The sequence below is a fragment of the Cohnella mopanensis genome (assembly GCF_022352055.1).
GTDB classification, from domain to species: domain Bacteria; phylum Bacillota; class Bacilli; order Paenibacillales; family Paenibacillaceae; genus Cohnella; species Cohnella mopanensis.
The window spans coordinates 1-26,109 of record NZ_JAKRWM010000029.1; the positions used below are offsets into that span (position 1 = coordinate 1).

Below are 26,109 nucleotides of genomic sequence, written 5' to 3' on the forward strand. Positions count from 1 at the left end.
CAGTGTCGATGCGTTGTTTCAGCTCGTCTGGGGAACGGAGAGTCTGGAGGACACGAGAACGGTCGCTGTACACATCAGCAATTTACGCAAAAAAATCGAGGCTGACCCTGCCAATCCTGAGAGAATTGTTACGATTCGGGGGGCCGGATATATGCTGGTTGCCAGAGGTGCGTTGCAAGCGCGAACTTAAGGTTTCTTTATGTGTGAAGAAGAAGCTCGCCCGAAATTCGGGAGAGCTCCTTAATGATACTGCTACGAACTGATTAGACCAGTTCATTAGAATCTATTTTTACGGTTCGATGCCCCATTGCAGAGTGCTGTTCACGTAGCCGGTCATCTTCGTCCAATCCACGTAACTGGAGCCCGTTGCGCTGAACGAATAGTCGCCCGTTTGCGTGTAGTTGCTCCAGTCCGTACGCGCGATACGAATCTGAATCTCGGCAGATGCGCCTGGCGCCAGCGAGCCTGCACCGCTTGTGAAGCCGACTTCGAAGTAGGTGTCAGCTCCCGTCTTAGGCGTGGTCATCGTCACGAATGTACCCGTAACGTTGCTGCTGCCCACAGTCGACCAGTCGCACCAGAACGCTTGCACTTTGTTCGCGTCAATCGTGTAGTAGTACCGCAACTTGACGTTCGTAAGATTGAGCGCCGTCGTACCCGTATTCACGATATTGATGCGTGGAGCGATCGTGTTGCTGGATGCGTCCGTGTTACCGCTGTACATTTGAATCTTGAAGCTTCCAGTAGCCGGCGCCGTCGGCTTCAGCGAGACGACGTTGGAGGTTGTTGTGCCAGCTGTATTGACCGCTACGATACGATAGTTGTACGTCGTGCCGTTAGCAGCCGTCGTATCGGTGTAAGTCAAGCCCGTCAGACCTGTTGCCAACGCCGTGTACGAGCCGCTGCCTGTTGCACGTTCGACTCTATACGAAGTTGCGCCCGCTGACGCCGTCCACGACAGCGATGCTTGCGCGTTGCCAGCCGTGCCCGTCAACGTCAGTGCGCCCGGCAGGGCGACCGTCGTGTCGACGATCGATATGGCGAGCACCGGAGCGGTGCCTGCGCTGAAGTTGAACGTCAGGCTCGTCGTACCTACCGTTTGCGCGGCAAGATAGCTTTTCTTAATCGTGACGGTCGTGCCCGATACGGTGTAGTCCGTGCCGGATAGGAGGGAGGCAGAACCGTTCTTAATGCCGCTCAGCGAGTTTCCGTTCAGCGTCATCGTGACAGCGATGTCGGCTTGGTTAGCCGTCTTCTTGTCAAACGTTGCGCTTGTTGGTGTAATGGTTGAGTTGTTCGCCGTTTGCGTCGTGTCGACGATCGATATGGCGAGCACCGGATCGGTGCCTGCGCTGAAGTCGAACGTCAGGTTCGTCGTGCCGACTGCTCGCGCGGCGAGGTAGCTTTTCTTAATCGTGACAGTTGTGCCTGATACGGTGTAGTCCGTACCGGATACGAGGGAAGCAGAGCCGTTCTTAATGCCGCTTAGCGTGTTACCGTTCAGCGTCATCGTGACAGCGATATCGGCTTGGTTAGCCGTCTTCTTGTCAAACGTAGCGCTTGTTGGCGTGATGGATGAGTTTTGGGCTGGATTGGTAACCTTTAAGTTGGGCAGCTCATCCAACGTGATTACATAACTACTTTGATAAAGCGTCTTCAGTGTGGCAGGAAAATTATTAGCGGCACTCATGATAAACTCGCCGTACCAAGGACAGAAGTAGAGCCATCCCGCTTTCTCTTCTGTTAGATTTTGTAAGCTTGGGATGGTGTCGTTCTCCGTCATGGCTACCATTTTCTTACCGGCGGTTAAATTAACAAGCTGATAGAAAGTCGAAGTGATGGCATCCTCATTGGGCACGCCGGACAGACCGTCATAACGGTTGTAGACCGTATTGTATTTATCATAGCCGACTAGATCTACCTTATCGTCGCCGGGATACCATGCGGGGGAAGTGCTATATGTGTAGCTGTTATAGGTCCAGATTATGTTGTGCAACCCGTACGTCTGCGTAAGTTTGGTGTAGAGCAAATTCCATAACTGTTTGTACACCGTTGCGCCTGCTTTAGCCCACCAGAACCACGCGCCTTCCCCATTCACCCCGCCGTTGCCCTCTGCCTCATGAAAGGGACGGAAAATAACCGGTACCCCGTTATTTTGCAGAATCTTCAGCTGTTGCGCCAAATCATCTATGGCCAACATCAAGTATTGATATTCTTTCGTACCGGGAACGACCGCATTGGCTGTATTAAAATTGGTTTCCGTTGGCTTGTAGGTGGCGTTCAGCCAATCCACAGACTGCCCGAGCTGATAGGCGGTGAAATTCTTGGGCACATTGATATGCCAGCTGGCTGTTGCGATCCCGCCTCGGTTATTCACCCAATCGATTACCCGAGCGGTCGTCCCGTCCTCCCAACCGTACAACGGATTATAGTTCATAAAATCGAAGCCGCGTATCGCCGGATATTTACCAGATAAATTATGGATCCAATCAAACTCTAACTCAGAATTTCCGTTATTCCCGCCTCCGTAAATTTCCTGCTGGCCGGAGAGAATATGGTTGCCGTAAACCCCCGTCAGATAGTTCATCAATAGTTGGGTTTCCGGTGTGGCTTGAGAATCGGTGAGGATCGGCTGCACATGCAAAGGATCAAGATTGGCATAGTCTACGGTGAAGGTGTCAAAATAAGCGAATCCCCAACCGGCCTTCACTTGGATGGTGTTGACTCCTTGATTCAGCTTTTGAATGCCAAAATCGAAATTAGACCACGTTGTCGTGTAGGGCAGCATATACGATCCCTTGGTAACGCCGTTAATCGTTAGATATTGAAGTCTGCCGTCAGGACTTAATTCCTGCATGTAACGGGTGGAGATCGAATACATGCCGGTTGCCGGAACGGTCACCGTGAAGGTTATGGTGCCGGAGTTTTGCATCCAGACAAATCCGCTTCCGGAATATCCGGGTTTGGGAGTCCCGTATATTGAAGTTGCCACCTGAAGATCGGAACTGAGCTGAGCGTTTTCTCCTTCAATCGTGAAAAGCGGGGTGCTCGCATGAGCGGCGGGCACGGTCGTCAACCCAAGCAGCAGAGTGAATGCTAGAATCATAGCGCTTGCTTGTTTGACCCAGGTTTTCATTATTACTCTCCCCTTCCAATAATAAATTAGCAATACGTTAGCTAATGATTTCGCTTTCATGCTAACATGTAGATAAATTTTTGTATATGAACCCATTTATTCATTGTTTTCACTAACATGTACCACTTTTGTTCTATTTAATTAAAATTAATTAAAATTGATGTAGAATTTTCTTGCTTTTTAGTAGACAAATAGTTGGCGCGGTTTATGGGCAAATTGCCGGAGCCTATTATGGCGCAGTAGGAATTCCGGTAAAATGCTGCGACAAGTTGGCTATGGGTACATTAATCGAAACAGCTGCTTCAAAGGAGGCTTCTTCCAATTATTTATTGCCCAGTTAGAGATTATCTATCTTTTACCCAAGACTCAAACAAGCTCTTACAACTGAAAACAAATGTACGATTATTGATATTGCGTTAAAATTCGAATATATACACAACCCTTCTATGACAACATAATGAAAAATGTACCAACATTAAGTAGAAAAGGGGTAAAACATGAGCCGTTATTTGAGAGTAGCAAGATTGTTAACGCTTTCAATCGCAATTGGTTTATTACCGACTTTAGCCGCTTGTTCGAAGAATAACAATTCAGAATCTGCACCCAAAAGTTCATCCGCATCGGCAAGTCCGTCCGCGTCGGAATCCGGCAAAACGGAAGAGCCGACCGATCCGAGGAATCAGAAGTTCGACCCTCCGGTTACCATTACGACTGCCATTTTAGACGATGGCGCTTCGAGGGGAAATGCGTTCAAGCCTGGAGAGTCCATGGAAGACAACGCGAACATTCGCTGGATGAAAGAAAATATGGGGATCAACGTAAAATTCGATTTTATCGTAACGAAACCGGAAGATTACGATACGAAACTTCGCTTGCTGCTTTCCAGCGGTGCCAAGTTGCCTGACGCGTTCGCCGCCGGGAACGATCCGCTGCAAAGCTTGCTCGCGGCCGATAAATTGATGCCTTTGGACGAAGCCATCGAGAAATACGCGCATCCCGAGTACAAGAAGCTGTTGGAGAAGTATAGTTACGCGCTAGGAGAAGTCAAGAAAGACGGAAAGATTTACGGATTGCCAGCTTTCTTCATGGGTGACGAAGGCACCGTGATGTGGATTCGTAAAGACTGGCTTGATACTCTTGGTCTTCAACCGCCCAAAACTTTGGATGATTTCGAAAACGTTATCAAACAATTCACGGAGAACGACCCCGATCGGAACGGTAAGAACGACACGACCGGTTTGGCCGTGCCGCTTAAAGAAGGGCCTTGGACTTGGATGGGTCAGACGGATGCGATCGTCGCCGCCCTCACCGATCAAATGATCAATACTTACGATGTGCGCTTATTCTGGAACAAAGGCGCAGACAACAAGCTGAGCTACGGTGCGATTCATCCGGACGCCAAACTGTATTTGCAGAAGATGAGAGACTGGATGAGCAAAGGCTATCTGGATAAAGAAGCCGGAATCAAGGATCCGTCCAAATCCTCCGAATTGGTAGCCAGCGGCAAGGCCGGCATCATGTTCGGCCCGTTCTGGATGGGCGATTGGCCGCTCGGAGACGCGACCAAGAACGATCCGAAAGCCGATTTCGAGCCGTATCCGCTTCCGGTTGGTCCGAACGGCTTGGTGGGACGCGCGGAGAAACCGCTGACCCAGGGCTTCACGGTATTCAGAAAAGACTTCGAAAATATCGAAGCCTGGTTCGCATACTTCAACAAAATATACGCGAAGAAATTGGAGATGGAAGGCGATCCGTACTTCGATCCGCGTTGGAAAGACGGTTATCACGAAGGGTACGATTACGTGAAATGGGACGGAAAAATCGTCAAAGGCAACTACGAGGCGGCTGGCGTTCCAGCAGACCAATGGCCGCTGAAAGACGGCGGCACGATGGACATTAGATACATGATGACGAATATTCTCGGCAACTTTACGAGCATTCCGCACTCCAACTCTGCAGCGGTCAAGAAGTTTCTAGCCGATCCGAACGCCGAGCCGGCAACGGCTTTGGAATTCGACATCAAGCAATTGAAGAAGAGACAACTTGACGCCGCTGGCGTTCGGATTAACCAAAACATCACCGAAGGCAAAAACTATTTTACGGGCCCGATGACGCCTACGATGAAATCCAAAGGCGAGCTGCTGAAGAAACTCGCAACGGAAAGCTATCTCAAAATCATTTACGGAGAAAAACCGATCGAATATTTCGACGAATTCGTAAAACAATGGTTGGATAACGGCGGTCAGAAGATTACGGACGAAGTCAACGAATGGTACGCGAAAAACCAATAATGATGGCTGGACGCATTTGAAGAAAGAAATAATTGAAGACGGAGGAGAGGGCAGCCTTGGCTCGCCTCGCTCCTCCTCTATTTTTCTGATGATAGGAGGGGTGCGTAATGGCAGCGTATTGGCGGAAAACTTGGCCGTTTCATGTGCTATTGTTGCCGGCTATAGCATTGGTCATCGTCTTTCAATATGTTCCTTTGTTCGGGGCCGTAATTGCTTTCCAAGACTTCGAGCCGTGGCTGGGGATCAAAGGTTCGCCTTGGGTAGGCTTTGAGCACTTCCGGTATCTGTTCTCGTATCCGGACGGCAAGCAAATCATATGGAATACGTTAATCATTGCCGCGCTCAAGTTGATCGTAAATTTAATCATCCCGATTATTTTCGCGCTGTTGCTCAACGAAGTCCGCAAAATGGCTTTTAAGAGAGTCGTACAGACGCTAGTCTATTTGCCGCACTTTTTGTCGTGGGTTATCCTGGGCGGCATTCTGATCGATATTCTCTCGACGGAGGGCGGAATCGTCAATCGTGCGTTGAATTCATTCGGCATCCCGAGCATCTTTTTCTTAGGTGACGGAGAGTGGTTCCGATTTACGGTCGTTCTGAGCGATGTGTGGAAAGAATTCGGGTTTTCCGCGATTATTTTCCTGGCCACGCTGGTGGGCATCAATCCGGCTTTGTACGAAGCGGCCGAAATCGACGGGGCTTCCCGTTGGCAACAAGTCAAATCGATCTCCGTTCCTCTCATTCTACCGATCGTCATCGTCGTCGCCACGTTGTCGCTCGGCCGGATTTTGGATGCCGGATTCGATCAAATCCTGAATTTATACAATCCTCTCGTATATTCGCACGGAGATATCATCGATACGTTCGTCTATCGGGAAGGATTGAACAACGGACAGTTCAGCTTCGGAACGGCGATCGGACTCTTCAAATCGGCGATCGGCTTCATCTTGATCGTCATTAGCTACAGAATGGCTTTCAAGTTAGCCAATTACCGGATTTTCTAAGGAGGACGACCATGCGCTATCGCTCTAGAGGGTATTCCGTATTTTCAATCTCGAACACGATCTTTCTTAGCCTGCTGTCGCTGATATGTATTCTTCCTCTTCTTCACGTACTTTCGTTATCTTTCAGCTCACGGGCTGCGGCAACGGCGAATATCGTCAATTTCTGGCCGATCGGCTTTACGACGGATGCCTATGTGAAGACATTGGGCAACGAGATGTTCATCCACTCTTTGTGGATCGGAGTAGAGCGTACCGTGTTAGGTACGGTGCTGTCGATGGCCGTCGTTACGATGGCAGCTTATAGTTTATCGAAATCCGTCCACAAATTCCCGGGCCGTCAAATTTACATTTGGATTTTCGTCTTTACGATGCTGTTCTCGGGAGGGTTGATCCCTTCTTATATATTGGTAAGCAAGTTGCACCTGATCGATACAATCTGGTCCTTGGTATTGCCTTCGGCCGTCAGCGTATGGAACATGATTCTGATGCTCAATTTCTTCCGGACGATTCCGCAGGAATTGGAAGAGGCCGCCTATATCGATGGAGCAGGCCACCTGAGAGTGCTATGGAGCATATATTTGCCCGTATCGATGCCGTCCATTGCGACATTGTCTTTGTTTACGATGGTATTTCATTGGAATTCTTGGTTTGACGGCGTAATCTACATGTCCAATCCGAACGGGTACCCTCTTGCTACTTATTTGCATTCCATGATTGTGAGTGACAATTTGTCCAGGGTCGGTGTAACATTGGCTAGTGTGGACAATTTTTCCAACCGGACGGTTAAAGCAGCGCAAATTTTTATCGGGGCATTGCCTATTTTGATCGTCTACCCATTCATGCAAAAGTATTTCGTTAAAGGAATCGTACTTGGCTCGGTGAAGTCCTAGAGGGATTTAGTAGTGGGTTTTATACTTTCAGAATCGTCAAAATAGGATCGAATCGGGTGAGCTCCATGTTCAGAATCATACGCAGAACGATCGGCAAAATGAATATTTTCACGAAAGTAATGATCGTAATCGTCTTGATGCTTATCCCGATTATCGTCATATTCGATTCTTCTAATAAGACCAGTACCGATGTTGTCGAACAGGAGCTGCTTCAGGTCAACCTGAATCGGATCCGGTTTTTCGTGGAGCAGATGGACGTCGAGGCGAACCGGTTATGGAGAGCCGCCTTCGTCGTCGCGACCGACCCGGATGCGGTGCAGTTGCAGCTCAGGCCTTCTCCCGAAACGGCCTATACCTTGTTGGCATCGAAGAGGCTTCTGATGCAGAAGTTGGATATGCAGTCCACCTCCTTCGAGTGGGATAACGATTTTACCGTATATTCACCGCTCTCAGGTGTTGTCGTGTCGACGAATTTGAAGCAGAATTACGATGCGGAATACTTCAGGAATTCGAGTGAGCAGCGTTGGGATTATCGCATGATCGAGATGGACAGAGGATCGGAGAAAGCGTTCGTGCGGCATTTAATTACGCCATTCGAATTGCTGTCCAAACAGGGAGATCCGAATTTGTACGTCGAAGTCACGTTCTCGTCCGAAAATCTTGTGAAAATGCTTGAAAGTTTTATGCAAGGCAGCGTCGGCCAAGCTTTTCTCTACCATCCGGGTTATGAATCGATCATGCCGCGGGAGTCGAATCCCAAGCTGATCCATGCCATGGCAGAGCAATTCGATAAAATCAAAGCGAAAAACCCGACCGAAGGGTCTGTCAAATTGACTTTTAACAATGAACCGTATCTTGTCAATTACGTAACTTCAACCTCATTGGGATGGTATATGGTCGATTTCCAGCCGATGAAAAATGTTCTTGAGCCCATCGTTGATAGTAAACGGATGTTCTATGCCGCAAGCTTGCTTTTGCTAGTTATGGGCGTCGCCTCCGCGGCATTGCTGTACCGCAATGTACAGAAACCGGTCAACGATCTAATCCGGGCAGTAAAATCGTTGCGGCGGGGCGTGTACGGTCATCGAATCAAGCGCGTGTCGAACAATGAGTTTCATTATTTGATCGAACAGTTCAACCTGATGTCCGAAGATATTCAGACGCTAATCGACAAGGTGTACGCAGAGCAGCTTCATGCCAAGGAGTCGTCGCTTAAGCATTTGCAAGCGCAGATCAATCCGCACTTTCTATATAATAATTTCGCCTATATTCAAAGCATGGCGCAGCTTGAACGGACGAATGCGATCGTCGCCTTCACGCAACACTTGAGCCAGTATTACCGATATACGACCAGGACGGAGCAACAATTGACTTCTTTGGCCGAGGAAATGGAATTGATTCGCAATTACTTGGAAATCCATCGGATGCAGTCCGAGCGTCTGCAATTTCATGAACATATCGATGATGGCATGATGTCTATTCTAATGCCTCGGTTGTTGTTACAGCCGCTTGTCGAGAATGCGATCGTGCACGGTATGGAGGGCAAGAAAGGGAAATTCGAAATCGTCATAACCGGCAACCGGATCGAGGACGGCTGGGAACTCGTCGTAGAAGACAACGGCATCGGCATGCAACAAGGTGATTTGGAATCTTTAAGGCACTCCTTGCAGTTGCAATCGAACGCGGATCGCAGCCTTGGGCTGCGGAACGTTCATCAGCGTCTAAGGCATTACTTCGGACAATCCTCGGGGCTTCTGATCGAACATTCTTCTCTAGGCGGACTTCGCGTGGGGTTGATAATTAAGGATGGAGGAGATTCCAATGTTTGAAGTTCTGATCGTAGACGATATCCCCTCTCAGGTTGACAGTATAGCCGCTACGATTCCGAAGGACGAACTTGGTATCGGGCGTATTCATAAAGCTTTTTCCGGTGAAGAGGCTTTAAAGCTCTATCGGGAACAAAACATCCATATCGTCATTACGGATATACGGATGCCGGAGATGAACGGGATCGAGTTGATTCGAGAGATCCGCGAATTGGGGCGTAAAGTTAAAATTATCGTCATTTCAGGGTATGCCGATTTCGAATATGCGCAAAGCGTAGTCCCGTATAATACATCCGGGTACTTGATGAAGCCGGTTAACCCGGATCAAATGAGGAAGACGCTAGGCAAACTAGCCGAAGAAATCGCTTGTGAAACGAAGCTGCACCAACAGCAGCAACGCGATGTATACGCATTTCGGGAAAATTTGCCCGCGCTGCGGGGCGAGCTGCTGAATCGGCTGCTGTACAACGTTATCCCTAACGCGGAGTTGGAACGGAAGCTTTTCCTCTTAAACTTGCCTTTCTCCCTGGATCGTAAAGTAGGTTTGTTCCTCGTAAGGCTGGAGGGTAAGCTTCAAGAATATGAAAGATTGGATAAAGGGCTTATCGAATACGCGGTTACGAATATGGCGGAGGAATTGTTTAGAGACGACTTTCATTTGTGTTTCTGCCGAGATCATAACGAATACCTCGTCTTTATCGTATCGGCCAAAGAGGGAAACAACGCGAACGTGCACACCCTTCAGAATACGATGGACGTCCTGGCGGCGCAACTAAAGAAAAAGGCGGAATCCCTCTTGAGCGGTAGCATTTCCGTCGTGCTGGCAGAAAACTGGACGTCGTTTCCCGAAGGCGTTCCCGGACTGTATCGATCGGTAATCGATGGAATGAGGTTAATAGAAGACAAGCGGCAAAGCGTATTTCTGCGGATCGCGGGCAATCTCGATCAGGCTCGGATCGGAACGCTGACTTCGCTGTATCGACCTCCCCTCTTAATTCATTTGCTCGATACGGGGAACTGGGGACATGCAGAGGAGAAGCTAACCGAGATATTCGCCGAATTGAAAAGCGTGAACTATCCTCCCGAGCATGCCAATGAAGCGTATTTTGCCATTGCCAACGCGTATCAGTATATGGCACACAAGAAAGGAAAGCTGCTTAGCGAGTTCGGCCCGTCCTCCTTCGGTCTCATGCCGGCCGCCCCCTCGCTGAATCAGCTAGAGAAGTGGGCATTCTTGATGCTTCGATGTCTTAGAGAACAATCGGAAGATTCATCCGAGAAGCAATCGGGATTAGTCGACAAGGTCCATAAATTCATCGAGCGGAACATGAACGATAATTTGAATAATTTATCGTTGCAGACGCTTGCGGCGCACATCGGTCTTCATCCCGCTTACTTGTCGAGAGCATACCGGGCAGAAACGGGAAACAATTTGAGCGAATATATTTTACGATACCGGATGGAATTGGCCTCGCACTTGCTGCGCAGCAGCGACAAAAAAATTTATGAGATCGCCCATATCTTAGGTTATCAGGCAGTGCCGCATTTCATTAAGCTGTTTAAGACGTTTACGAATATGACTCCTCAAGAATATCGCGATCGAACGGGTTTGTCTTGAAGAGGGGCAAGCTTGTCAAATAACCCGGTAGCTATGCGTATGGTAGAATTTTCATTTGACTTCAAGATGAACTTTTCCCATTATGATTATAGACTTGAAAGCCATCTCTTTCAGGGTGACGATAGGTTTAACTACAGCAGGAGACAGATATGGCAGAACAGAATTTACTTGAGGAACAAGGTAATGGTCGCAAAATGTCCAGAGCGCCGGATCGCTCCGGCGTCTTTCGATTTCTGGGCCGATTTCGGATTTTGATAGTCGGAATACTTCTCGGACTATTGTCACTTGTGGCTATCGGAGCCTACTGGATAAGCTCTCTTGATATTGAGAAGCTGGCCGTTCCCTTACTAACTCCGACACAATTGATAGATAGGAATGGGGAACCAAGCTCCCAAATGGTTTCCGTCAAAATCGAGCAAGTATCGCTCGACCAAATTCCGCTGCATATGCAGCAAGCGATCGTCGCGGTCGAAGATAAACGATATTACGATCATACTGGAGTGGACGCCTTCGGCATTATTCGGGCTGTTTTCCGTAATGTCAAGGAAGGTGGCGCAGCTCAGGGCGGGAGTACGATTACCCAGCAACTCGCCAAAAACGTATTTTTAACCGGTGAAAAAAAGTTCTCGCGCAAACTGACGGAAGCAGCCTATGCCCTCAAGATCGAGTCTTCCTATAATAAGGACCAGATTCTTGAAATGTATTTGAATCAAATTTACTTCGGTGAAGGTCAATGGGGGATACAGAGAGCAGCTAAGCGATATTTCGGCAAAGATACGAAGGATTTGACGTTGGCTGAAGCCGCCTTATTGGCCGCACTACCGAAAGCACCCAGTCGTTATTCTCCGCTTAAGAATAAGGAGCTCGCGTTGGAGCGAAGAAATCTTGTGCTCAGCTTAATGCGCGATGAAGATTTTATTTCGAATGATGAGTATAACCAAGCCATAGCTGAGCCCATTCATGTACTCGAGAAGGTTCCCTCAGATCAGCAAAATCATTTGCTAGGTCAATATGCTTCGTATACCGATGAAGTGATCGATGAGGCTATTGAATTATATGGATTTACCGAGCGCCAGCTATTAGCAGGAAACCTTCTCATCTACACGGAGCTAGATCCAGTCGTTCAAAATGCGATGGAAGCAACATACCGTAATGATTCCTTGTTTCCAATAAGCGCCCCCGATCAACTTGTGCAGAGCGGAGCGGTTATTATGGACCCGTCTACTGGCGGTGTTCGTGGAATCGTGGGGCAACGGGGTGAACATGTATTTCGCGGGTTCAACTATGCAACACAGCTAGTTAGACAACCCGGTTCGGCATTCAAACCGCTGATGGTCTACGCGCCTGCTCTGGAAAAGGGGTATGATGCCAAATCGATTCTGTATGATGGTCCGCTAGATATTAATGGTTATAAGCCTGAAAATTCAGATCATCGAACGTTGGGGCAGGTATCCCTGCGAGATGCGGTTATCCATTCGAGGAATATTCCAGCGGTCTGGTTATTGAACGAAATTGGACTGAGCACCGGCAAATCATTTGTTGAGAGGCTCGGTATTCCGCTTGAAGAAGATAATAATCTAAGTTTGGCGCTAGGCGGTCTATCCCAAGGGGTATCTCCACTTCAAATGGCGCAAAGCTATAGTATATTTCCTAATCTTGGAACAGAGGTTCCGGCTCATACGATCACTAAAATCACTACGACAGATGGAAGAGTTCTGGCTGAAGCCGAGGTTCAATCGACAACGGTTTTGTTACCGGAGAATGCTTACGCGATGACAGAGCTGTTGCGTGATGTTATCCGAGAAGGAACGGGAAAGAACGCGGCAATGGATCGTCCGGTAGCGGGAAAAACGGGGACGACGCAGCTTCCGCAGAGTAAACAGTTCGCAGGGATTACCGGAGGTGCCAAAGACGCTTGGTTTGTCGGTTATACGCCGGAATTGGTAGGGGCAGTGTGGCTTGGCTACGACAATACGGACAGCAAGCATTATTTAACGACATCAGGTGGGCAATATCCGGCTTTAATCTTCAAAGAGATGATGTCATTGGCCTTAAAGGGTGTTCCGGTATCCGAGTTTAAGCGTCCCTCGACAGGGAAATTTAATAAAGATAATAGCAGTAAAGAAGATCAGAAAGGCAAGAAGGATAAGAAAGAAAAGAAAGAAAAGAAAGATAAGAATAATAAGAAAGATAAGAGTGACAAGAAAAATAAGAATGATAAGAAAGATAAGAATGGTAAGAAAGATAAGCAAGATAAGCAAGATTAAGAGAATGATTGAACCTAAAGGGCAAAACCGCCCCGAAGAATCGTATAAACGAATAATAACGCCGGAGAACCCCCTGTCGGAAAGGGAAGTTCTCCGGCGTTTCTATTTCACTGTTCTACTAAAAATTAGTAAGTCTGACTAGGTTTACTCTTAATGTCGGCGGAGTCTTCCTGTTGCTTCAGCTCGTTAAGCAGCTTATCGCCTTCGACATCCAGATTCGGAAGCATGCGATCCATCCATTTCGGCAGCCACCAGGCTTTATCGCCGAAGATCGCCATGACGGCAGGGACGAGCGCCATGCGGACGATGAAGGCGTCAATAAGGATACCGATCGCCAGCGCAAAACCGATCTGTTTGATCATGATATCATGAGCGAAAATAAAGCCTGCGAATACGGATACCATAATGACGGCTGCAGCCACGACAACGCGGCTGGCTTGATTGTAGCCGTGAACGACGCTCTCCGTTCCATGATGTCCATGGACGTAAGATTCGCGCATGGAGCTGACTAGGAACACCTGATAATCCATCGCTAACCCGTATAGAATGCCGGTAACCATGATCGGCATAAAGCTGAGCAGTGGGCCGCCGGTGTCAAAGCCGAAGAGGGAATGAAGCCATCCCCATTGGAATACGGCGGTAGTGATCCCGAATGTGGCAAGCACGCTGAGAAGGAAACCGACCGTCGCTTTGACCGGAACGATGATCGAGCGAAATACGAGCAGCAGAATAATCAGCGAAAGGATGACGATGATGCTGACATAGAGAGGGAATACCTCAGCCAGCTTCGACGACATATCGATGTTGATTGCGGTAAATCCAGTAACGCCAATCGACATGTCATACGTCCGTGCCATGCTCGAATCGGAAGCTCGAAGCTCTTGCACCAGTTCTCTGGTTTCTGCATCCGTTGGTCCTGTTTGCGGAATAAGGCTAATAATCGCCATATTTCCGGTTTTGTTTACGCCCATCGGTGTTACGAGCTTAACGTTGTCATGCTGCTGAAGTTCCTGAACCAGCCCGCCCAGCGCTTCCGGCGTGATGGTGTCCGAAGCGCCTTTGGGCTCGGCGACAAGGAGGAGCGGACCATTGAAGCCTTCGCCGAAACCGTCCGAAATCGCATCGTAGCTCTGTCTGGATGCCGTGTCCAGATTGGCCGTAGCGCCGGAAGGGATGCCCATCTCCATCTTGGCGACGGGAATCGCCGCTGCGCCCAGTATGACAATGACGCCAACAATAATCAGCCAGCGTTTATTCGCTACTCCGGTTGCCCAGCGATGCGCGAGACCTTGTGATGCTTTGTTCGCTTGGGAACCGTTCTTCGAGCGGGCTTTAGCCGAGCAGATGCGCTCGCCTACCAGCCCGAGCAAAGCAGGTAACAGGGTTAGGGCAACGAGAACATTGACGAGGACGGCCAAAGCGGCAACAAGCGCCATCGCGGATAAGAAGCCGATTCCGATTACAAGCATGCCGCATAACGCAATAATAACGGTCAAACCGGCAAAAAATACGGCGCTCCCGGCGGTGCCGACCGCTCTGCTTGCGGCTTCCCGAGCGCTTAGTCGCTGATCGAGAATCATGCGGCGCTGCCGGTTAACGATGAACAGCGAGTAATCGATTCCGACGGCAAGCCCGACCATAAGTGCCAGAACGGGCGTGAGATCGGTCATATGGAACATTTTCGAGAAGGCATACGCTCCACCGACGCTAATTCCTACTCCCATTAATGCAGTCAGAAGCGGCAAGCCTGCCGCGACAACCGAACCTAACGTGATGAACAGGACGACGGCGGCAACAACGATACCGATCGCTTCAGTCGAGCCGATAGCCGGCTTGCCCGATAGCGAGTCGCTAGGCAATGCGGAAATGCCCGTCTGTTCGACGGTCATAGCAGTCTCGATTACAGAATCGGGAACCGATTTGGGCAGTGACATTTGCTGAACGGTGAATTGGAATTGGAACAAGGCAACGCTGCCATCGGATGCAAGCATTACCCCAGGTACCGGGACACCATCCACGATCAGAGGGCCATAGGGAGGCGCTTCGCTTGAGCTTGCTTGCGCGGATGCGTTCTCTTGCGCGCCGTCGGACATCGAGGCTCCGGCCGCTGCGGCCAATTCTATCGCATTAACGACATAGTCAAGATTGTAAATCTCATTAACGGCTTTGTTAATGGAGGCCAAACGCTCCGGCGTATCCAGGCGCTCGCCCTTCGGCGCGTTAAATACGATGCTGGCTTGTCCGCCCGAAGCCTCCGGCAGTTGTTCCGTAAGCTGATCCAACACCTTCTGCGATTCCGTTCCTTCGATTTTCATATCCGAACTGACATGTATTCCGTTCGCTCCAAGTATGGCGAGCACAACGCCCAAGATCACGATCCAACTAGTAATGAAATACCATGGTTTAGAATAGGCGGACTTACCTAACCTGTACAGGAAAGTTGACATACGTTAACGTTTCTCCTTTGCATGTGGAAATTACTCGAGTTAGAATCCGTTGCGCAAGTAGCCGAACATAGTGTCCAAATAATGATCGAACGTATCGGCTTTCGAAGCTTCCACGGACGATTGAACCGGCAACGGGACGTTCAGGCTGCCGTCAAGCAAAGGCAGCACCGCGCCGTAAACGGCGCCGACGAGAAGATGGGTGTACCCTGCCGGATATCGGTCTCGGGATAACTCGTTTAGCGTCTGTTGGGCCATAATTTGCAAACGACGCAATGCGCTGAGGATATAGGGGTTAAGCGTCGGATACTCCTTCGACAGCGACATAAGCTGGTACAATTTCCCGAGATGTTCCGCGGTTAGTTGCAGCTTCATTAAATGGTACAGAATATCTAGCGGGGTCATATTCTCGTTTAGACTTTCAATCCAATCCGATACTTCTTCGGCGCCGTGAAAGATGACAGCCGCAGCCGCTACCGCCTCCTCCTTGCAGGAGTAATGGTTCGCGAACGTTCTTCTGGAGTAGCCTGCGCGCTGCACGACGTCCTCGACAACGAATCCGTCCATGCCCTTCTCCAGGGCAAGAGCATAAGCTGCATCGGCAAGCGCAGTTGCGGTTGCTTCCCTCTTCATATGGCGTAAGCTTTGATTGTTCATCATAGAACGCTTAAGCGCTCACCTCTTTTCATAATTATATTATTGCCCAATGGGCAATTATGCACAATGAGCAAGTTGTTACGGATTTGTGGCGATTATTATTCTCGATGCCCGCAGAACAGAAACCTATTTACTTTTATTGGAGTTTTTATCCTCCAGAAATGCAGAAAATGTATTATTCTTTAAAGTAGCCGTATTGAACGTTTGGCTGCTTTTTTATGTTGTGCTTTTTTCTATTGGAGGATTGTTTAAAATGGTCAAAATTCTTATCGTGGACGATGATCCGCACATTCGGGCCTTGATGCGCCTTTACTTGAAGAATGAAGGGTTCGATCTAGCCGAAGCGGACAACGGCATCGATGCGCATGCCATCGTCAAAGGATCGGGAATCGATCTCGTCATCCTCGATATTATGATGCCGCATATGGATGGATGGGATTTGTGCAAAGCGATTCGGAGAAGCGATCCCGACATTCCGCTCTTGATGGTAACGGCCAAGGGCGAATCGGGTCATAAGATAAAAGGCTTCCAGCTCGGGACCGATGATTATATGACGAAGCCGTTCGATCCGGTTGAGCTTGTGATGAGGGTTAAAGCGTTACTGAAGCGATACCGTATTGCCTCGTCCCAGGTCATCGCGTTGGGTGAAATCGTGCTCAATCGGAAAACGTATAAGGTTTTGCGGGGAGACGAGGAATTAGCTTTGCCTCTGAAAGAATTCGAACTGCTGTTCGTGCTTGCCGGCCGCCCGGGGCAGATCTTTACGAGAGAGCAGCTAATCACCCAGATTTGGGGCATGGATTACGAAGGCGACGACAGAACCGTCGACGTTCATATCAAGCGGCTAAGAGAACGCTTTGCCGAGGACGTTCGCCATTTTCGCATTGAAACGGCACGAAGCGTCGGCTATCGTCTGGCGGTGAATCCGGGATGAAAACATTATACGTTCGCGTCGTACTAACTTTTCTGATTGTCATCGTCATCAGCTTGATCTCATCCCTTCTCCTTGCCCTGGCTCTATTCCAGAATGATCTAAACGCTACGGGGAAAAACGACATGATCGCGGCCGGCGATCGTATGATTCGCGTGTACGAACAAACGAATCCTCCGGATTTGGATGCATTCATGGGGAATATGGCCGAATTGGTTTCCTATACGTTGCGGCTTTACGACGACAACGGCGGGATGAACTCTTATATTCCGACTAAGGGAAAGGAGGCAGAAGAGATTAACCCGGAATCCGTTCGCAAGGTGCTGCAAGGAGAGCGGTATCGTTCGCAGGGAAAAGATAGCGGAACGTTCATCGGCCTTCCGTTTACGTCCGAAGGAAAACGTTATGCCTTATTTTTGCAAAGCTCTTCCAAGAACGAAATCACGATCATTCGTTTGCTCTTAGCCATTTTGTTCATGATGCTGACGATCGGAAGCTTGTGTATACTCGTTGCCGGCAGATACCTGGTGAAGCCTCTTCAAGCGATGACGGAGGTAACTAAGCGATTGGCAAAAGGCGATTTCGAGGTTGAGTTGAAAATCAATCGCGGAGACGAGCTGGGAACTCTTTCGCGGAGCATTAACGACATGGCAAGGGAAATTAAGCAAATGGAGCGGATGCGACAAGATTTCGTATCGAACGTGTCTCATGAAATCCAATCGCCGTTAACTTCCATCTCCGGATTCGCGAAAGCTTTGAAGGATGGCAATCTGGTTATTGAGGAGGATGATCGCGTTCAATACTTGGATATTATCGTTACCGAGAGCGACAGGTTGTCCAGACTCGGCGATAACCTGCTGAAGCTCGCTTCCCTCGAATCGGATCATCATCCGTTCGAGACGGAATCATTTAACCTAAACGAGCAAATTCGGCAAATTATCGTCGCGTGCGAGCCCCAGTGGTCGGCCAAAAGCATATGCGTCGCTATAGAGTCCCCTTCAGGTGCCGGTGTCAGAATATCGGCCGACCGGGATCAACTCAATCAAGTTTGGATGAATTTGCTCGGGAATGCCATCAAGTTCACGCCCCGCGCCGGACAAGTCCTCATCGCGATCAGCCGACCCCATGCACATGAGATCGCCGTTGCGATAAGCGATTCCGGGATTGGAATTGCTCCGGAGGATTTAAGCTCTATTTTCGAGCGCTTCTACAAAGCGGACAAGTCGCGGGCCTTAGACCGGAACGGCAATGGTCTCGGTCTTGCCATCTCCCGAAAAATCGTCGCTCGTCATCATGGAAGCATAGGAGTGGATAGTACGGTCGGTCTGGGCACAACGTTCACCGTGACGCTTCCCGCTGATCTTTCATCTGAGTCCGTCTTTGAAAAATGAGTTCACGCTCCGTTCATATTTCTCCAATAAGCTCATTGCGAAATACATTGAACCGATCGGAGGAATAGGAACGATGAGCTTTATTCAAGATGTTATCGATTCATTGAAATGGTTGACTGTCTGGGAAATGATTTTATGCGCGTTAAACCTGTTCGTCTTGCTGGGGTATGCTTTGCCCCTTATCAAAAATAACCGGTGGTTTAATGTTATTCCGAGCGCGGGCGTCATCGTTGCGGCTATAAGCCTTATCAACGGCGATGCCTCTATACTTGCTCTGCTGATTTATGCCTCAACGGCCATCCTTTTCTTATGCACCGTTAGAACGATCTTTAAACCGGCCGTTAAGCCGCTGTCCCCGAAATTTCGGACCGTCATGGTTATCGTTTGCGTCCTCGGTTCCTTGCCTACGTTATTGGCTTTAACCATTGCGGGTGAAGTACGATACAATCCGGTGAGCGATTTAAGCGAGAAGAGCTATTCCAAAGCTTTCATCTCGATGAACGAAAGATTGTCCGCCGAATATCCTTTCGGAGAATGGAAAAACATCGATTGGGAAGCAAAGAGAAATAAATACGAGCCTTTATTCCTCCAGGCGGAGATCAACCAAGATCCGAACCTCTACTATAAAACGTTAAGAGATTACCTCTTTTCTTTCCGTGACGGTCATATTAAAATCGTGAACGAGCATCTGTACGACGATAATAACGCGTTTAAAAATGAAGCCGGCGGCGGAGTCGGAATTAGCGCGGTTCGATTGGATAACGGCAAGGTGTTGGTTAGCTTGCTGTTAGCGGGCAGCCCGGCCGACAAGAACGGAATCAAGCTCGGAGCCGAAATCCTTTCGTGGGATGGGATGGACGTTTGGAAAGCCTTGGACCAAACGTCCTGGAGCGAGAACCCGTCGGCAACCGAAGGAGATCGGATTCAAAATCAAGGTCGATTCTTGGCAAGAGCTCCGATCGGCAAAGAAATCCAAGTCGAATTTCGGAATCCGGACGATCAAGCCAACAGGACTGCGACGTTTACAGCCTACGACGATCATTACGAGACCTTGAAGAAAACGAAGTTAAAGCCAAAGAAAGAAGATCCTCCCGTGGTAGGCCGGATCCTTGAGAAGGAATACGGGTACGTGAAAATCAATTATTTCCTTCCGGGAACAACGCAATCCGATCCCGCGCAAGCGCTGGAAGATAAATTGAAAGAGTTCCAAGAGAAACGTATAAAGGGAATAATTATCGATCTTCGGGATAATCCGGGCGGCGACGATGATCTTGCTGCCCGAATGGCAGGGCATTTCGTGAACGAGAAAAAGCTCTTTGAATACGTCAGTTACTACAATCGGAATACGGGACGCTTCGAAATCAACCGTGCCGAAACGAGAACCGTTCATCCTTCTGGGACTTATTTTTCAGGGAAAATCGCCGTCCTCATTAATCATAACACCGCGAGCTCTGGGGAAGGACTGCCACTGATCTTAAAAGGAATGCCCAATGTCAAGATTATCGGCTTTACGTCTACGAACGGTTCGTTCGGCGTCGTGTCCTCTCCTATAGAAATGAAAATGCCGGGAGGATATGTCGTGCGGTTCCCGGATGGCAGATCCCTTAATCGGGACAAAACGATACAAGGCGATAGCGATGAACGCGGACAAGGCGGAGCGGCTCCCGACATTACGGTTCCCATGAACGAGCAAACGTTTAAGATGAAATATATCGAAGGGCAGGACGTTGAACTGAATTATGCGTTAGCTTCTTTCAATGGCTAAGCTGGGTGCCTGACAAAAGTAGGGGACGCGAACTCCTATTGCAGCTAATTTATGTTGTTCTGCGTCTCTATACCCTTCAGCAGGCGCTTCTATCAACGGCCGAAAACGCTTCTCTCAAAGCGTACTTCACGAACATAAAAAACGCTTGACAGCTATTTTTGAAAGCGTTATCATTGGTTTCAAGAAATCATGAAAAGGTTTTCAAATCCAAAAAAGGCCGAGGTATGGATGAAACCTACGATTAAAGATGTCGCTAAGTTGGCCAATGTCTCGATCAGTACCGTATCCCGGGTTATGAATGCGCCCGATACAGTAGTGAAAAGCAAAAAAACGCGAGTGTTGGACGCCATCGAGGAACTCAAATACAAGCCTAACGCGCTAGCCAGAGGGCTGATCTACAAAAAGACCCATACGCTCGGCGTCGTTATTCCCGACATTCGGAACGCCTACTATGCTGATATCATCCGAGGGATGGAGGATGCCTCGAAGAAATTGGGCTACAGTCTTATCATCTGCAATACGGATTCAGATCGAAATCGATTGTTCTCCTACTTGAACACCTTTTACGAGAAGCAGGTCGACGGAATTCTTTACACCAGCAATCCGATATACCCCGACTATTATAAAGAATTGCAAAGGCTGAATATGCCCGTCGTTCTCGTCTCCACCCACTCGATGGAGTATGAATTGCCTTCCGTTAAGATCGACGACGAGCAAGCGGCGTATGACGCGATCAAATTCCTTATTGACTCCGGTCACCGCAACATCGGCATGATTAGCTTCGACCTAAGCGACAGCATTGCCGGAATGACCCGGTATCAAGGTTTCGTCCGGGCAATGAGGGAATATAACTTGGAATTTAGCAAAGACAACATTTGCTTTATAAACGAATTCGATCACGATCCTTATGCTGCGGCAGAGGAGTTGTTTAAGAAGGCACCAGATGTTACGGCAATATTTACGGCATCCGACATTCTAGCGATCGGATTGATGAGTTACCTTCACGAGAATAAAATTCGTGTGCCGGAGGACATATCCGTAATAGGCTTCGATAATATTCGAATGTCAAGAACGAGCATTCCGAAGCTCACCACTATTGCTCAGCCGATGTACGACATCGGTCATAGGGCCGTCGAGAAGCTGCATGCGAGAATTAGCGGCGAAGAGGATGATATATTGCGAGAAATCGTGCCCCACGAAATCGTGGTACGCGCCTCCACAAGGTTGATCGTTCCATAATTTATTTTAGTTCATTATGAAAAGCTTTTCAGAATCGAGCATATACATTTCATTGAAGGAGGTGGTGTTAGAAAAAAGTTTTGGAAACGCATACACGAGTCATGCAATCGCGGGCAATCATTAACTAATCTAAAAGAGGGGCTGAGTTAATTGATTATGAAAAAGAAGTTCGGCTTGACCATTGCTTCGATTATGGCAGTTTCCATGGTTCTCTCCGCTTGCGGCGGCAATAACAACGAATCTTCTAGCCCAAGCGCGCCTTCGGAAAGCTCCAAGGCACCTTCGGCTTCCGAAAGCGCTAAGCCTTCCCAGGCGGGAAGCCCGCTTGAAGAAGCATTGGCAGGTAAGTATAAAGGCACCAAAGTAACGATGTTCGGTCCATTCGTGGACGTAGACCAAGTGAAGTTCGAGGAAGCGATCAAAGCTTTCGAAGAGAAATCCGGTATCGATATCGCATATGAAGGTACGAAAGAATTCGAAGCTACCGTTAAGGTGCGCGTCGATGGCAACAATGCTCCGGATATCATTGATTTCCCTCAGCCGGGCCTGCTCGCGAATATCGCCAAGACGGGCAAAGTTATCGACGTCTCGACGTTCATGGACAAGGCGAAGTTGGAATCTAATTACAACAAGAGCTGGCTGGACATGGCGACAATGGACGGCGCGAATGGCAAAATCATGGCCGGCATATGGGCGCGCAGCAGCGTGAAGAGCCTTGTGTGGTACAACAAGAAGGAATTCGATGCGGCTGGCTATAAAGTACCGCAAACTTGGGATGAACTGTTGGCGTTAACCGATCAAATCGCCAAGGACGGAGATCCGGCTTGGGCGATCGGCATCGAATCCGGAGCGGCTACCGGTTGGCCAGCTACCGACTGGGTTGAAGACATTATGCTGCGTACGACTTCCGGAGAGAATTACGACAAGTGGGTAAAAGGAGAGCTGCCTTTCACCGATCCGATCGTGAAAAACGCGGTCCAAAAAATGTCCGATATCTGGCTGAAAAAGGGCGCGGTATACGGCGGCACGAAATCGATCGTAACGACAAGTTTCGGTGACGCGCCGAAAGTGCTGTTCGATAACCCGCCGAAAGCTTGGTTGCACCGCCAAGCAAGCTTTATTACCAGCTTTTTCCCGGAAGGCTTGAAATCCGGGGAAGATTACGATTGGTTCCCGCTTCCTTCGATCGACCCACAATACGGCACTCCGGCATTGGTAGCCGGCGACATCTACGCCATGTTCAACGATCGTCCGGAAGTTCGCGCGGTTATGGAATTTTTCACGACCGGCGAATCGATCAAAACGTGGATTCAATCGGGCGGCGTTATCGCTCCGATGAACGATGCGGATCCTTCCTGGTATACGAGCGACGTAGAGCGCAAAATGGCTGAGTTCGTGAAAAACGCCTCGACGATCCGCTTCGACGGTTCCGACTTGATGCCTGGCGAAGTCGGCGCGGGTACGTTCTGGAAAGGCATGACCGACTATGTGAGCGGTACGGTTAGTCTTGATAAGGCCATAGAGGAAATTCAGGCAGGCTGGAAGAAATAACAGGCAATAAACGAACGGACGGAGGGCATCCACGGGTTTCCGATAGAAGCCCTCCGTCTTTTATTTATGAAAGGAAGATCGATGATGCTAAACGCTTCCGCTCGTAAACGCGGCGTGCCGTTAATTGCCATGTGGTCCGTTCTTGTACCGCTGCTGAACCTATTCGTGCATTGGCGTATTTTCATCTTCCTTCGGGACAGCGCGTTACATCCGGTCGTTTATGCGATATTAGCCATCCTGTGGGGAGTCGGTGGAGTATACCTGATTTATTGGTCCTTGAACTGGGTGATCGAACAATATTCGAATACGTGGAGACGAAGGATCCAGCCCTTTCTGTTCATCGGTCCGGCAATCGGACTGCTTGGCTGGCTGCTTCTCATCCCTACGATCCGGACGTTGGTTATGAGCTTTCAAGACGAGAACTCGGATAAGTTTGTCGGACTGGCCAACTATGTCGCGGTATTCACCAACAGGATCTTGTTGACGGCTCTTCGCAACAATTTGCTGTGGGTCGTGTTCGGCGCCACGGCATGCATCGTTCTTGGGCTTCTGATCGCCGTCTTGGCGGATCGCAGCAGCTTCGAAAGGCTGGCCAAGGTGATCATCTTCATGCCGATGGCCATCTCCATGGTTGCGGCGGGCGTCATTTGGAAATTCATTTATTACTATCAGCCCGGCGATGATCAGATCGGGCTTCTGAACGCGATCGTCGTGTCCTTCGGGGGAGAACCCCAAGCCTGGACGACGATGACGCAGCCTTGGAACAACTTGTTTCTGATCGCGATCCTGATATGGATGCAGACGGGGTTCGCGATGGTTATTCTCTCGGCCGCGCTCAAAGGGGTCCCGGAAGAAATATTGGAAGCAGCGCGCATGGACGGCGCCGGAGAATTCCGCATCTTTTTCCGCATCATCATCCCGTTCATTGCTACGACGCTTCTATCGGTAACGACAACGATAATCGTGTTCACGTTAAAAATATTCGACGTCGTTATGGTCATGACGGGCGGTCAGTATGATACCGAAGTGGTCGCGACCCAGTTTTACAGGCAATTTTTCATGTTTCAGAACAATGGATACGGTTCGACTCTTGCCATTGTCCTCCTGATCGCAGTCATTCCCGTGATCGTATTTAATTTACGTCAGATGCGGAGACAGGGGGAAATCTAATATGAAACGAAGAACGCGCCGTATAGGCTCCAAAAGCATCGTTAATATTACGCTGGCGATCATTTGCTTGATTTGGCTCGTTCCGACGGTCGGCTTGCTCGTCTCCTCCTTCAGGCCGGCTTCCGATATTTTGAAATCCGGATGGTGGACGGTCGTACCTCATAGGGGAAACCTGACAAAAGAGCAAATCCAGCTGCCCAAAGACACGGATCTCCAACAGCAGATCGAAGTGAAGGGCACCTTGTATACAGACGAGCAGCTTCGCGCAGGGATCAAAGCGCCGGACGGTTCCCGCCTGATTTGGGAAAATCGCCGCGCTCGCCTGATCAATGTTCAGGAACCCGGTTGGACGATGAGCAAAAACTTTACGTTAGACAACTACGAGGGCGTATTGACCGGCAAAACCTACGAGCTCAAGCAGCCGGACGGTAGCGTGAAGAAAGAGAAGGGCAGCGATTTGTCCCGAGCTTTCCTTAATACGCTCGTCGTATCGATACCCGCGACCCTCATTCCGATTCTAATCGCGACGTTCGCGGCCTACGCTTTTGCTTGGTTGAAGTTCCCTCTGCGCAAAACGTTGTTCGTTATCGTCATCATGCTGCTCGTCGTTCCGTTGCAGGTGGCATTGATTCCGATATCCAAAGATTATGCCGCGCTCGGCTTGAACGGGGAGTTTCTCGGCATTTGGATCGCGCATGCGGGCTTCGGTCTGCCGCTTGCTACTTATTTTATGTATTCTTATATTTCCCAGCTCCCGAAAGATTTGTTTGAATCAGCGTTCATGGACGGAGCGACGAACTTTACGATTTTCACCCGACTAATCGTTCCGCTGGCCGTTCCTTCGATCGCTTCGATCAGCATCTTTCAATTTTTATGGGTCTGGAACGATTATTTGGTTTCCCTTATCTTCCTGGGCGGACAGGAGGACGTACAAGTGCTTTCAATGAAGATAGCCAATTTGGCCGGATCGCGAGGAGACGCCTGGCATTTGCTGACGGCGGCGTCGTTCATCTCGATGCTCATGCCGTTGGCCGTGTTCTTCGGTTTGCAGCGCTACTTCGTTCGAGGCCTTATGGGCGGTTCGGTCAAAGGGTGACATCAAACGGGGATGTGGAGAAGGAAGAGGGGCAATTTGCCCCTCTTTTTTCGTCTGATTTAAGTAGTTTGCAAAAGAAGAGATGTTTTGTCGAAGCAGAGAAGCTTTCTCTGCTTTTTTCTATCAGATATAAGTAATATATGGTAAAATGTTGTCGGTACTATTGTCGGGGTTTGTTAGACATGGGAATTGAGGAAGGAGAGTTCATGATGAATAAAAAGCTTATTTTATCCTCGTTAAGCACTTTTGTTGTTGGCGTATTGGCAGGGGGGGCTCTGTTGTATAATGACGATGTGTATAATGCGGTGAAGGAAACGATCACGGGAGAGAACGTACAAAACACGGTAGCGGGAATTACGTCAGTGGATTTACAAGGAATGGGGATTGAAGAAGCCCTTGCGGCGGTACAAGCGCAACGATCGCAGCTACTAGAAGAACAAGTGAAATCGCAAATTGCTGCCGTACAAGCGAGAAATGAACAGCTGGCCCGTATGAATTCTATGCTGTCGGGATTATATCAAGTACAAGGCCGATTGGGCGCGAGTGCAGCAGCTAATGCAGTAGTCACTAGCCAAGAACAAAGCAATTTAAGTCAATTGTATTCGGCTGCTGGAATGATGGGAACACCGAAGACGAAGGGCGAAGTAGACGCGCAGATTGATTCTGTTAAGAAATTGATTGATTCGCTAGGTAATAGTCAACAAATGGACATGCTAAGGTTACAGTCGATAACGAACAAACGTAACGAAGCTTTTGATGTCATGACTAATTTCGTTAAAAAGATGCAGGATTCTCGTAGTTCAATTATTGGGAATATGCGCTAATCTAGTTTG

18 protein-coding genes are annotated in these 26,109 nt (G+C 49.0%); 15 read left to right on the plus strand and 3 right to left on the minus strand.

Features of this window, described 5'->3' with window-relative positions:
• Positions 1–190: winged helix-turn-helix domain-containing protein (locus tag L3D05_RS24910; RefSeq protein ID WP_239619087.1), on the plus strand; the 190-nt coding region annotated here is incomplete at its 5' end.
• Positions 191–289: 99 nt separating this feature from the next.
• On the opposite strand, the gene L3D05_RS24915 is transcribed toward L3D05_RS24910, so the two are convergent.
• Positions 290–3,136, minus strand: a complete 2,847-nt coding sequence (locus L3D05_RS24915; protein ID WP_239619088.1) for a X2-like carbohydrate binding domain-containing protein — start codon at positions 3,134–3,136, stop codon at positions 290–292.
• Between the two features lie 497 nt (positions 3,137–3,633).
• Here L3D05_RS24915 and L3D05_RS24920 point away from each other — a divergent pair, with 497 nt between their 5' ends.
• The 6 genes from L3D05_RS24920 (at position 3,634) to L3D05_RS24945 (ending at position 13,032) form a co-directional block, all read left to right on the plus strand.
• Positions 3,634–5,427 carry an extracellular solute-binding protein gene (locus L3D05_RS24920; RefSeq protein WP_239619089.1) on the plus strand — a complete coding sequence of 598 codons (1,794 nt, stop codon included), beginning with the start codon at positions 3,634–3,636 and terminating at the stop codon, positions 5,425–5,427.
• Between the two features lie 107 nt (positions 5,428–5,534).
• Entirely contained in the window at positions 5,535–6,431 is an 897-nt protein-coding gene (locus L3D05_RS24925) for an ABC transporter permease (protein ID WP_239619090.1), read from the plus strand.
• A gap of 11 nt (positions 6,432–6,442) precedes the next feature.
• The gene (locus L3D05_RS24930; protein ID WP_239619091.1) at positions 6,443–7,321 is read left to right on the plus strand and encodes a carbohydrate ABC transporter permease; all 879 of its coding nucleotides are present in this window, start codon (positions 6,443–6,445) and stop codon (positions 7,319–7,321) included.
• A 65-nt stretch (positions 7,322–7,386) separates the two neighbouring features.
• On the plus strand, positions 7,387–9,150 hold the full coding sequence (locus L3D05_RS24935) for a sensor histidine kinase (protein ID WP_239619092.1): 1,764 nt from the start codon (positions 7,387–7,389) through the stop codon (positions 9,148–9,150).
• Positions 9,143–10,765 (plus strand): response regulator transcription factor, encoded by a 1,623-nt coding sequence (locus tag L3D05_RS24940; RefSeq protein WP_239619093.1) that lies wholly within the window; start codon positions 9,143–9,145, stop codon positions 10,763–10,765. The genes L3D05_RS24935 and L3D05_RS24940 overlap by 8 nt, the downstream gene beginning before the upstream one ends.
• 149 nt (positions 10,766–10,914) lie before the next feature.
• Positions 10,915–13,032: a transglycosylase domain-containing protein gene (locus L3D05_RS24945; protein WP_239619094.1), complete on the plus strand. Its 2,118-nt coding sequence runs from the start codon at positions 10,915–10,917 to the stop codon at positions 13,030–13,032.
• Between the two features lie 125 nt (positions 13,033–13,157).
• Here the strand turns inward: L3D05_RS24945 and L3D05_RS24950 are convergent, their stop codons facing one another.
• Positions 13,158–15,479 (minus strand): MMPL family transporter, encoded by a 2,322-nt coding sequence (locus tag L3D05_RS24950; protein WP_239619095.1) that lies wholly within the window; start codon positions 15,477–15,479, stop codon positions 13,158–13,160.
• A 39-nt stretch (positions 15,480–15,518) separates the two neighbouring features.
• A complete protein-coding gene (locus L3D05_RS24955) occupies positions 15,519–16,136 on the minus strand; it encodes a TetR/AcrR family transcriptional regulator (RefSeq protein WP_239619096.1) in 618 nt (205 codons plus the stop codon).
• Between the two features lie 250 nt (positions 16,137–16,386).
• Between L3D05_RS24955 and L3D05_RS24960 the strand changes: the two genes are divergently transcribed.
• From L3D05_RS24960 to L3D05_RS24995, 8 genes are all read left to right on the plus strand, one after another.
• Entirely contained in the window at positions 16,387–17,067 is a 681-nt protein-coding gene (locus L3D05_RS24960; RefSeq protein ID WP_239619097.1) for a response regulator transcription factor, read from the plus strand.
• A complete protein-coding gene (locus L3D05_RS24965; protein ID WP_239619098.1) occupies positions 17,064–18,455 on the plus strand; it encodes a sensor histidine kinase in 1,392 nt (463 codons plus the stop codon). Before L3D05_RS24960 ends, L3D05_RS24965 begins: the two co-directional genes overlap by 4 nt.
• A gap of 73 nt (positions 18,456–18,528) precedes the next feature.
• A complete protein-coding gene (locus tag L3D05_RS24970) occupies positions 18,529–20,220 on the plus strand; it encodes a S41 family peptidase (protein WP_239619099.1) in 1,692 nt (563 codons plus the stop codon).
• A gap of 228 nt (positions 20,221–20,448) precedes the next feature.
• Entirely contained in the window at positions 20,449–21,459 is a 1,011-nt protein-coding gene (locus tag L3D05_RS24975) for a LacI family DNA-binding transcriptional regulator (RefSeq protein WP_239619100.1), read from the plus strand.
• Positions 21,460–21,615: 156 nt separating this feature from the next.
• Positions 21,616–23,010, plus strand: coding sequence for an ABC transporter substrate-binding protein (locus L3D05_RS24980; protein WP_239619133.1), 1,395 nt, complete (start codon positions 21,616–21,618; stop codon positions 23,008–23,010).
• 81 nt (positions 23,011–23,091) lie between these two features.
• On the plus strand, positions 23,092–24,180 hold the full coding sequence (locus L3D05_RS24985) for a carbohydrate ABC transporter permease (RefSeq protein ID WP_239619101.1): 1,089 nt from the start codon (positions 23,092–23,094) through the stop codon (positions 24,178–24,180).
• Position 24,181: 1 nt separating this feature from the next.
• A complete protein-coding gene (locus L3D05_RS24990) occupies positions 24,182–25,276 on the plus strand; it encodes a carbohydrate ABC transporter permease (RefSeq protein WP_239619102.1) in 1,095 nt (364 codons plus the stop codon).
• Positions 25,277–25,482: 206 nt separating this feature from the next.
• Entirely contained in the window at positions 25,483–26,100 is a 618-nt protein-coding gene (locus tag L3D05_RS24995; protein ID WP_239619103.1) for a hypothetical protein, read from the plus strand.
• Positions 26,101–26,109 lie beyond the last annotated feature (9 nt).

What these genes read in the sequence shown, in the direction of transcription:
- L3D05_RS24915 (WP_239619088.1), bottom strand. Translation starts at nt 3,136, where the DNA reads ATGAAAACCTGGGTCAAACAAGCAAGCGCTATGATTCTAGCATTCACT.
- L3D05_RS24920 (WP_239619089.1), top strand. Translation starts at nt 3,634, where the DNA reads ATGAGCCGTTATTTGAGAGTAGCAAGATTGTTAACGCTTTCAATCGCA.
- L3D05_RS24925 (WP_239619090.1), top strand. Translation starts at nt 5,535, where the DNA reads ATGGCAGCGTATTGGCGGAAAACTTGGCCGTTTCATGTGCTATTGTTG.
- L3D05_RS24930 (WP_239619091.1), top strand. Translation starts at nt 6,443, where the DNA reads ATGCGCTATCGCTCTAGAGGGTATTCCGTATTTTCAATCTCGAACACG.
- L3D05_RS24935 (WP_239619092.1), top strand. Translation starts at nt 7,387, where the DNA reads ATGTTCAGAATCATACGCAGAACGATCGGCAAAATGAATATTTTCACG.
- L3D05_RS24940 (WP_239619093.1), top strand. Translation starts at nt 9,143, where the DNA reads ATGTTTGAAGTTCTGATCGTAGACGATATCCCCTCTCAGGTTGACAGT.
- L3D05_RS24945 (WP_239619094.1), top strand. Translation starts at nt 10,915, where the DNA reads ATGGCAGAACAGAATTTACTTGAGGAACAAGGTAATGGTCGCAAAATG.
- L3D05_RS24950 (WP_239619095.1), bottom strand. Translation starts at nt 15,479, where the DNA reads ATGTCAACTTTCCTGTACAGGTTAGGTAAGTCCGCCTATTCTAAACCA.
- L3D05_RS24955 (WP_239619096.1), bottom strand. Translation starts at nt 16,136, where the DNA reads ATGATGAACAATCAAAGCTTACGCCATATGAAGAGGGAAGCAACCGCA.
- L3D05_RS24960 (WP_239619097.1), top strand. Translation starts at nt 16,387, where the DNA reads ATGGTCAAAATTCTTATCGTGGACGATGATCCGCACATTCGGGCCTTG.
- L3D05_RS24965 (WP_239619098.1), top strand. Translation starts at nt 17,064, where the DNA reads ATGAAAACATTATACGTTCGCGTCGTACTAACTTTTCTGATTGTCATC.
- L3D05_RS24970 (WP_239619099.1), top strand. Translation starts at nt 18,529, where the DNA reads ATGAGCTTTATTCAAGATGTTATCGATTCATTGAAATGGTTGACTGTC.
- L3D05_RS24975 (WP_239619100.1), top strand. Translation starts at nt 20,449, where the DNA reads ATGAAACCTACGATTAAAGATGTCGCTAAGTTGGCCAATGTCTCGATC.
- L3D05_RS24980 (WP_239619133.1), top strand. Translation starts at nt 21,616, where the DNA reads ATGAAAAAGAAGTTCGGCTTGACCATTGCTTCGATTATGGCAGTTTCC.
- L3D05_RS24985 (WP_239619101.1), top strand. Translation starts at nt 23,092, where the DNA reads ATGATGCTAAACGCTTCCGCTCGTAAACGCGGCGTGCCGTTAATTGCC.
- L3D05_RS24990 (WP_239619102.1), top strand. Translation starts at nt 24,182, where the DNA reads ATGAAACGAAGAACGCGCCGTATAGGCTCCAAAAGCATCGTTAATATT.
- L3D05_RS24995 (WP_239619103.1), top strand. Translation starts at nt 25,483, where the DNA reads ATGATGAATAAAAAGCTTATTTTATCCTCGTTAAGCACTTTTGTTGTT.